This window comes from Corallococcus sp. CA053C, assembly GCF_003611675.1.
GTDB lineage: Bacteria > Myxococcota > Myxococcia > Myxococcales > Myxococcaceae > Corallococcus.
Window position 1 is genome coordinate 1 of sequence record NZ_RAWA01000647.1, and the last position, 3,303, is coordinate 3,303.

A 3,303-nucleotide genomic window follows, 5' to 3' on the forward strand; every position below is an offset into this window, starting at 1 on the left:
GAAGGTGCTGCTGGCGTTGACCGTGCAACGCTGGATGACGACGTGCCTGGAGCCGTTGAAGCGGATGCGACCGTTGACGGTGAGCCCCTCCAGGTGGACCCAGGCCTGGGTGAAGAGGTTGATGGCGACTCGCGCGGCGTGGACGACCCGGCGCCCATCGAGGATCCCCAGCAGAACCCGCAGGTGCCGGACGCGGGGACGTCGCGCCCTGACGCGGGCACCGGCACGGACGCAGGCACGGGCGGCACCGACGCTGGCACCGGCACGGACGCGGGCACGGGCGGCACCGACGCCGGCACGGGCGGCACCGACGCCGGCACGGACGCGGGCACGCCGCCGGAGAAGGTGCAGACCTATCCCCTGCCCTCCGCGCCGGGCTGGACGTTCTACAACCAGGAGCTGGGCGCGCCGCGCTACGTCTACGGCATCACCGCCGACCAGGGCGGCAACATCTGGGTCGCGGGCGGCGAGGAGGGCCTCTTCCTGATGAAGAAGGGGGAGACCGCCCTCAAGCGCTTCACGATGTCCGACGGCCTCCACCCGTTCGGCCGCATGCGCGACGGCGTGGGCGGTCCTCCGCCGGGCATGCCGTACCTCAAGGTCATCTCCGTGGCGGGCGGCCCCGCCGGCACGGTGTTCGTCGGCTACGCCGGCAAGCCGCCCGCGCCGGGCAGGCCCACCTGCGAGGACGAGTGGGATCAGTCCGAGCTCGAAGGCCGCCCTGCGGACGCGAGCGTCTACAAGAGCGGTGACGCGGACAAGGTGACGCTGAAGGCGGACGGCACCCTGAATGTCGTGCACTACGACATCCACACGGGCCCCACGAAGGTGGGCGCGGAGCTGCGCGGTCGCGAGAAGCTCTGCACCATCTACCGCATCGCCTACGACCCGGTGAAGGAGGTCGTCTGGTTCGGTGGCAACCACGGCTTCGCCATGGGTGACGCGAAGTTCGACGGCAACGTCCCGGCCTACTGCTGGGATCCGCGCCCCTGGAACACGACGGAGAGCCCGAAGTTCAAGTGGGAGTTCGAGTGCGCGGGCCTCTACGAGCACGTGCACCCGCACATCTCCGGCTCGAAGGGCGAGCTGCTGTCGGACCGCTATTACGGCATCGCCATCACCGACAACCACGACGTCTTCTTCGGCGGGCAGATCCGCTCCACGCGCTTCTATTACGGCACGAACAGCGACGACTACTGGACGGCCCAGAGCCAGACGGAGGACTCCGGCTACGCCTGGAATCGCTTCGACATCTGGGCCGACCAGGTGCCGGACTACCCCACCGAGGCCCAGCGCGTGGACGACAACGTCTCCGCCATGGCCATGGCGGGCAACGGTGACGTCTGGGTCAGTTCCTTCTTCTACGGCCTCGCGCGCCTGAGCCCCAACGGCCAGGTGCAGACCCAGGTGATGAAGGACCTGGTCAACTACACGCCCGCCAGGGCCGGCACCTCCGCGATGGCGCCCACGTCCGCGCTGGCCACGGATCCGCTGGATGGCAGCCTCTGGGCGGGCGCCAACTGGTGGGGCGGCATCACGCGCCTCAAGGGTGGCGGCACGGTGAAGTACAGCGCGGACGTCTTCGGCCCGGTGCTCACCTCCGCGAGCGCCGTGTCGGACATCCAGTTCGACCGCTCCGGCGGCAAGCGCCGAGTCCTCGTGTCCTTCGAGGGCGTCAAGAACGCGAAGACGGGCGTCGTCACCCCGGGCCTCATCGGCATCTACGACGGCGACTGAGCGCGGGCGTCACGGCAGGGCCTTCCACGGCCGTCCTCCCCGTCATGGGGAGGGCGGCCGTTGTCCTTGGGATGGAGACAGCCCGACGGGACACCTCCCTCGATGCGCGCGTGGGCGAAGACGGGCGGGTTCCTACGCCCAGGCTCCGCAGTCCTTCACGACCACGGCGAAGCGGTCGGCCAGCGCCGCCAACTCGGCGCGCTGCAGCTCGGCGGCCGGCACCACGCCGCCCATGGCGCCAGGCAGGTCGCGCGTCGCGGTGGCGGCGGCCACTACCGTGTTGCGGTAGCCGAGGTCGAGCGCGGCGCGCGCAGTGGCCGAGATGCACATGTGCGTCTGGAAGCCGGCGATGATGAGCTCGGGGCGCCCGGTCGCCTGGAGGCGCTGGTGGAGGTCCGTCCCCGCGAAGGCGTTGGGCAGGGCCTTCGTCACGACGGCCTCGCCCTCCCTGGGGGCCACCGCGGAGATGATGGCGCTGCCCGGCCCCTGGGGGTCGAAGAGCGGGCTGCCGACAGGGCCGTGGTGCATGACGTGGAAGACGGGCGTGCCGTGGCGGCGGGCCAGCGCGAGCAGACGCGCCGTCTCCTCCACCGCGGCGTCAATGCCGACCAGCGGCAGGCTGCCGCGCGAGGTGTAGTCCATCTGCGCGTCGATGATGACGAGCGCCGCGCGGTCGAAGGCAGAGGGGTGGGCCGGGGCTCCGGCCAGGGAGAACAGGGTGCGGGGGGCAGACATGCGGGGCTCCGTGGAGTGGGTGTCAGGCCCCTGGGTAACCCGTGCATCCCTGCACAGCCCGCCGCTATCTTCGCGCAATGGGTGTGCAGAAACGACCAGGCCCCCTGGACTGGGAAGACCTGCGTGTCTTCGTGGCGCTGGCGCGCGCGGGAAGCCTGTCGGCGGCGGCGCGGGAGCTGAAGGTGAGCCACGCCACGGTGGGACGGCGCATCGCCGCCCTGGAGGAGACGCTCGGCCGCACGCTGTTCGAGCGTCGCGCGGACGGCTACGCGCTCACCGCCGACGGGGCGGCGGTGCTGGAGTTGGCGGCGGACATGGAGGAGCGCGCACACGGCATCTTGCGCAGAAGCGGCCAGCAGGCGGGGCTGACGGGCACGGTGCGACTGACGGCCACGGAGGCGCTGACGGAGCGCTTCCTCATCCCGCGCCTCGCGGCGCTCCACCGCCGCCATCCCGGCATCCACCTGGAGGTGGTGAGCGACTCGCGTGCGCTCAGCCTCGCCAAGCGGGAGGCCGACGTCGCCGTCCGTCTTGCGCGCCCGCAGGTGGGGGAGTTGGTCGCTCGCCGTCTTGCGCGCCTTGCCTACGGCGTCTACGCGGCGCCGGACGGGGACACGGCGGCGTGGGTGGGCCTGGACGACTCCCTCGCCCACCTCCCTGAAGCGAAGTGGCTCGTGCGACACGCGGCCGGTGAGCGTGTCGTGCTGCGCGCCAACACGCTCACGGCGCAGCTCGCGGCAGCCCGGGCAGGCTTCGGCAAGGCCCTGCTGCCGCACTGGTTCGCCGGGGAAGAGGGCGGTCTCATCCCCCTGCCGCCGCCCGCCCCGCCAC

3 protein-coding genes are annotated in these 3,303 nt (G+C 71.7%); 2 read left to right on the top strand and 1 reads right to left on the bottom strand.

The features are described 5' to 3' along the window. Positions 1–1,737, top strand: a 1,737-nt coding sequence (locus D7V97_RS45560; protein ID WP_233583571.1) for a hypothetical protein, incomplete at its 5' end; no start/stop codon positions are given. 132 nt (positions 1,738–1,869) lie between these two features. Here D7V97_RS45560 and D7V97_RS41540 read toward each other — a convergent pair. Next, complete coding sequence (locus tag D7V97_RS41540; protein WP_120616065.1) at positions 1,870–2,472, bottom strand: cysteine hydrolase family protein; 603 nt, start codon at positions 2,470–2,472, stop codon at positions 1,870–1,872. A gap of 83 nt (positions 2,473–2,555) precedes the next feature. Here D7V97_RS41540 and D7V97_RS41545 point away from each other — a divergent pair. Then, positions 2,556–3,303 (top strand): LysR family transcriptional regulator (locus tag D7V97_RS41545; RefSeq protein ID WP_199729166.1); only part of this gene is annotated, 748 nt, incomplete at its 3' end.

Bases quoted from the DNA above. Each gene is read 5' to 3' on its own strand.
- D7V97_RS41540 (WP_120616065.1), bottom strand. From the start codon at position 2,472: ATGTCTGCCCCCCGCACCCTGTTCTCCCTGGCCGGAGCCCCGGCCCAC.